Here is a 4,605-nt window from a genome sequence, read left to right as displayed (position 1 = left end):
CCTTCGGCGTGCCTTCCTGCTTCAGCCCGAACGCGACGTTCGACTCGACCGACATGTGCGGGAACAGCGCATACGACTGGAACATCATGTTCACGGGCCGCTTGTACGGCGGCATCTGCGCGAGGTCCTCGCCGTCGATCAGGATCTTGCCCGACGTGACCGTCTCGAGGCCCGCGAGCATCCGCAGCAACGTCGACTTGCCGCAGCCCGAGCTGCCGAGCAGCGCGAACAGCTCGCCCTGGCGCACGGTCAGGTTGACGCTGCGCACGGCTTCGGTGTCGCCGAATTTCTTGACGACGTCGACGATCTGGACAAAGTTCTCGGCGCGCGCATCGGCGCCGGAGGAGGAAACGGAGAACGGCGCGCCCGCGACCGGCGCGCCCGACTGGCTATTCATGATGTGCTGCTTCTCTCCTGCGTTAGACGAACAAAGCCCCCGGGGGCACCAGGGGCTTCATGACTGCTGATTCACTTCGGCTCGCGTCAGCGGCCCGACTTCAGCTCGGTCCACAGACGCGTCTGCAGACGCTGGATTTCAGGCGGCAGCGGCTTGAGCAGGAACAGCGTCTTCACGACGTCGGCCGGCGGATACACGGCCGGGTCGTTCGCGACGTCGGGCCGCACGTACTTGCGTGCCTCGGCGTTGGCGCTCGGGTAGTACACCGCGTTGGTGATCGCCGCGTGCACCTTCGGATCCTCGATGTAGTTGATCCACTGCAGCGCGGCTTCCTTGTTCTTCGCATCCTTCGGGATCGCCATCACGTCGAACCACACCGGCGCGCCGCCCTTCGGAATGTAGTACTCGACCTTGTACGGCTTCTTCGCCTCGATTGCGCGATGCTTCGCGATCACGACGTCGCCCGACCAGCCGAACGCGAAGCAGATGTCGCCGCCGACCAGGTCGTTGATGTAGCCCGACGAGTTGAATTGCGTGATGTACGGACGGATCTTCTTCAGCACGTCCATCGCGGCCTTGTAGTCGGCCGGGTTCGTGCTCATCGGGTCCTTGCCGATGTAGTGCAGCGTCGCCGCGAACATCTGGTCGGGTGCGTCGAGCACCGACACGCCGCAGGTCTTCAGCTTCGCGAGATTTTCCGGCTTGAACAGGATGTCCCAGTTGTCGAGCGGCACCTTGCCGAGCGCCTGCTGCGCCTTCGTCAGGTTGTACGCGAGGCCGGTCGTGCCGTATGCCCAGGGCACCGAGTACTTGTTGCCCGGGTCCGCGCCGGCGACGAGCGCCATCAGTTGCGGATCGAGATATTTGAGGTTCGGCAGCTTCGACTTGTCGAGCGGCGCGAAGATGCCGGCGGCAATCTGCTTGCCCGCGTAGTTGCTGGTCGGCACGACGATGTCGTAGCCCGAGCTGCCCGTCAGCAGCTTCGCCTGCAGCGTGTCGTCGCTGTCGTAGTTGTCGTAGCGGACCTTGACACCCGCCTGCTTCTCGAAGTTCGGGATCGTGTCCTTCGCAATGTAGTCCGACCAGTTATAGATATTGAGCTGCGTATCCTTCGCCGCTGCCGCCGACGCACCCACGCACAGCGCGAGCGCTGCGAACCGGCCCACTACCTTTGCTTTCATCCCGTTCTCCCTCCGGCCGGACACGTTGCCCGGCTGCCGTCTGCCTCGTCATGGCGGCGCATTCTGGCGCACCGCCCCTCGAAAACCCCGAAAACTACCATCATTCGCGCCCCGTCACAAAAAAATCATGCCGGTGTCGCGCAAACGGAACAGATTCCCGCCGCCGGTCGGTCGAGCCGCCCGTGCGGCGGGGCGTTCCGGGGGAATTCTATCGGGTAATCGGCGGCTGTCCACCGGGAAAAACGGACAGCGGCGAAGCTGCGTTCGCACGCCGCATGCGGCCGCCCGGCGACCGCGCCCGACGCACGGCCCAACTGTCACGCTCCCGCACCGGAACAGCACGCCGGCGCGAGCGTCCGGCCGGGCCGCCGCGATGCATTAAAATGGCGGCTGACGATTCAATTGCGCGAACCCTCCCGATGGCCTCCAATCTTCACGATCTTCCCGACAGCCCCTGCATCGGCGTGTGCTCGACGCTCTTCGACGAAGTCTGCAAGGGCTGCGGCCGCACGGCCGCCGAAGTCTCGAACTGGGTGTTCCTGAGCGACGACGAAAAGCGCGCGGTGTGGGAGCGCATCACGCGCGAAGGCACCGCGATGCGCTTCCAGTACGACAAGCTGTAAAGCGACCGCCCATAAAAAAAGCGGCATGCAGACCGCCATGCCGCCAACCCCAACTCTGTTCTTGTTCCGTCGCGTCTAGAACTTCATCCCCACGCCCACGCCAACGATCAGCGGATCGATGTGCAGCGTGCCGATGCCCTTGTCGCCCAGCGTCGCATCGGTGCTCATCCAGATCTTCTTCACGTCGACGTTCATGAACACCTTCTTGGTCAACTGCACGTCCACGCCGAACTGCAGCGCGGGGCCGAAGCTGCTCTTGTTGATCGACACGCCCTCCCCGCCGACGTTGAGCCCGTTGTTGTAGAAGTACGTGTAGTTCAACCCGGCGCCGACGTACGGGCGCACCTTGCCCGCATGGTTGAAGTGATACTGCAGCAAGAGCGTCGGCGGCAGCACGCCCACGCCGCCGAGATTGCCGAGGCTCGACGTCAGCTGATGCCGCGACGTGCCGAGGATCAGCTCGACGCCGAGGTAGTCGCGGATCATGTACGTGAAGTCGAGCTCGGGCACGATCGCGTTGTTCACGCCCGTGTTGATCGCGCCGAGCGTATCGCTCGCGCGCTCGTTCGGCTGGATGCTGATCGCGCGCAGCCGGACCAGTACGTCACCCTGGTTGATGCCGTCGCCCGGCGACGCCGCGTGCGACAGCGACGGCATCGCGATGGCGGCCGCGACGACGGCGGCGGTGACACAAGTTCGAATCGTTTTATGCATGGTACGGACCCCCAAAGAATGGTTTCCATTCTCCCTGTAGGGTCTTTTCGTCATCTTGATATTGGTCAAGCCAGCGTAAACGTGGGACGGTTTGCCGCAGGCTCGGTCGCACTTCCCGTCAGCAGCAGGTCGAGCAGATCGCGCACGCTGCGGATCGCACGGCCGAACGGCAAGGCTTCGCGGCCGCGGAAGAACAGCCCGTTCGCGACGTCGCCGCGCAGCGCGGCCGCGAGCCGCGTGTCGATGCAGAAGTGGCCGAACTTCTCGATGCCGTCGCGCAGCCCGCATACGCTCAGGCATTCGAGCGCGGTCGGGCAGCGCTGCTTGAACGCGCCGAGCTTGTTGCGGATGCGCGTCTCGTTGCGCAGGTAACGATCGAGCCACGGCGTCTTCACCGCACGCGCGGGCAGGCCCGTCACGCTGACGAATTCGACGATGTCGTCGGGCGTCGCATCGGCAAGCACGCGCTTGAAGTGCGGATGCGCGTCGCCCTCTTCGGTCACCGCGAACGGCGTCCCGACCTGCACGCCATTCGCGCCGGCCGCGAACGCCGCGCGCACCGTGTCGTGACTGTTGATCCCGCCGGCCACGATCAGCGGGATCGTGTCGCGGGCGATGCCGAGCGACGCCATCACCTGCGCGGCCTCGTCCAGCACGCGTGCGAAATCGAAGCGGGCGTCGTGCATGTCGTCGATCTGCGTGACGCCGAGGTGCCCGCCCGCGTGCGCCGGATGCTCGATCACGATCGCATCGGGCAGGCGCCCCTTCTTCATCCACTTCTTCAGCACCAGCGCGATCCCGCGGCTGTCCGACAGGATCGGGATCAGCGCGATGTCGTGCCCTTGCGTGAGGTCGGGCAGGTCGAGCGGCAGGCCCGCGCCCATCACGATCGCATCCGCGCCCTCGTCGCACGCGACCCGCACGTAGTCCGCCTGCGCGCTCACCGCCTTCATCACGTTGACCGCGATCATCCCGCGCCCTTCGCTGTACGTTTTCGCGAGACGGATCTCGCGCGCGAGCGCGTCGAGGTTCGCCGCCTCGAGCGTCGCGCGATCGGGTTGCGCGCGACACCGCGCGAGCAGATCCGCATGATGGTGACGCAGGTCGATGCTCGCGATCGTGCCGACCGCGCCTTCGCGCGCGACGCTGCCCGCCAGCCGGTGCGCGGAGATGCCGACGCCCATGCCGCCCTGCACGACGGGCAGCAAGGTGCGGCCGCGGATCGTCAGCGGCGGAAAGGAAGTGCGTACGGTCATCTGAAACCTCGTCGGAACATCGGAACCGCGATGATCGACGATCCACCGCCGCGCACCTTGACGGCCGTCAATAAAAAATGGCACGCAAGCGTGCCGTTTTTCCGGTTCGGGCCGCGCGCGGCGTTCAGGCCGGCTTCGCCGGCTTCAACTGCATCGACTTGTACTCGAGATACTCGTCGAGCCCGTACACGCCGTTCTCGCGGCCATACCCCGACTGCTTGAAGCCGCCGAACGGCGCGGCGCCGTTCCACGTGCCGCCGTTGATGTCGACCTGCCCGGTGCGGATGCGGCGCGCGACGCGCATCGCGCGTTCGTCGCTGCCGGCCCACACCGCGCCGCCGAGCCCGTACGGCGAATCGTTCGCGATCCGCACGGCCTCATCTTCATCGCGATAGGTGATGATCGACAGCACCGGCCCGAAGATCTCTTCCTGC

6 protein-coding genes are annotated in these 4,605 nt (G+C 65.6%); 1 reads left to right on the top strand and 5 read right to left on the bottom strand.

Annotated elements, in window-relative coordinates:
• Together JMF90_RS25095 and JMF90_RS25090 are read right to left on the bottom strand one after the other, a co-directional pair.
• The coding region (locus JMF90_RS25095; protein ID WP_201325558.1) for an ABC transporter ATP-binding protein at nt 1–397 on the bottom strand (397 nt) is incomplete at its 3' end.
• Nucleotides 398–483: 86 nt separating this feature from the next.
• On the bottom strand, nt 484–1,578 hold the full coding sequence (locus JMF90_RS25090; RefSeq protein ID WP_027806547.1) for a polyamine ABC transporter substrate-binding protein: 1,095 nt from the start codon (nt 1,576–1,578) through the stop codon (nt 484–486).
• Between the two features lie 419 nt (nt 1,579–1,997).
• Between JMF90_RS25090 and JMF90_RS25085 the strand changes: the two genes are divergently transcribed.
• Nucleotides 1,998–2,201 carry a DUF1289 domain-containing protein gene (locus JMF90_RS25085; protein WP_006493160.1) on the top strand — a complete coding sequence of 68 codons (204 nt, stop codon included), beginning with the start codon at nt 1,998–2,000 and terminating at the stop codon, nt 2,199–2,201.
• A gap of 75 nt (nt 2,202–2,276) precedes the next feature.
• On the opposite strand, the gene JMF90_RS25080 is transcribed toward JMF90_RS25085, so the two are convergent.
• The 3 genes from JMF90_RS25080 to JMF90_RS25070 all read right to left on the bottom strand — a co-directional run.
• On the bottom strand, nt 2,277–2,915 hold the full coding sequence (locus JMF90_RS25080) for an OmpW family protein (RefSeq protein WP_011549736.1): 639 nt from the start codon (nt 2,913–2,915) through the stop codon (nt 2,277–2,279).
• Nucleotides 2,916–2,980: 65 nt separating this feature from the next.
• Entirely contained in the window at nt 2,981–4,171 is a 1,191-nt protein-coding gene (locus JMF90_RS25075; RefSeq protein WP_125380640.1) for a nitronate monooxygenase family protein, read from the bottom strand.
• A 124-nt stretch (nt 4,172–4,295) separates the two neighbouring features.
• The coding region (locus JMF90_RS25070) for an aldehyde dehydrogenase family protein (RefSeq protein ID WP_201325557.1) at nt 4,296–4,605 on the bottom strand (310 nt) is incomplete at its 5' end.

This window comes from Burkholderia sp. E168m23 (genome assembly GCF_016586125.1).
GTDB lineage: Bacteria > Pseudomonadota > Gammaproteobacteria > Burkholderiales > Burkholderiaceae > Burkholderia > Burkholderia orbicola.
Note: the sequence above shows the minus strand (reverse complement) of the source record. Positions and strands in the feature narration are given on the sequence as shown.

Excerpts from the sequence above, each read along its gene's own strand:
- JMF90_RS25090 (WP_027806547.1), bottom strand. The coding sequence starts at position 1,578 with ATGAAAGCAAAGGTAGTGGGCCGGTTCGCAGCGCTCGCGCTGTGCGTG.
- JMF90_RS25085 (WP_006493160.1), top strand. The coding sequence starts at position 1,998 with ATGGCCTCCAATCTTCACGATCTTCCCGACAGCCCCTGCATCGGCGTG.
- JMF90_RS25080 (WP_011549736.1), bottom strand. The coding sequence starts at position 2,915 with ATGCATAAAACGATTCGAACTTGTGTCACCGCCGCCGTCGTCGCGGCC.
- JMF90_RS25075 (WP_125380640.1), bottom strand. The coding sequence starts at position 4,171 with ATGACCGTACGCACTTCCTTTCCGCCGCTGACGATCCGCGGCCGCACC.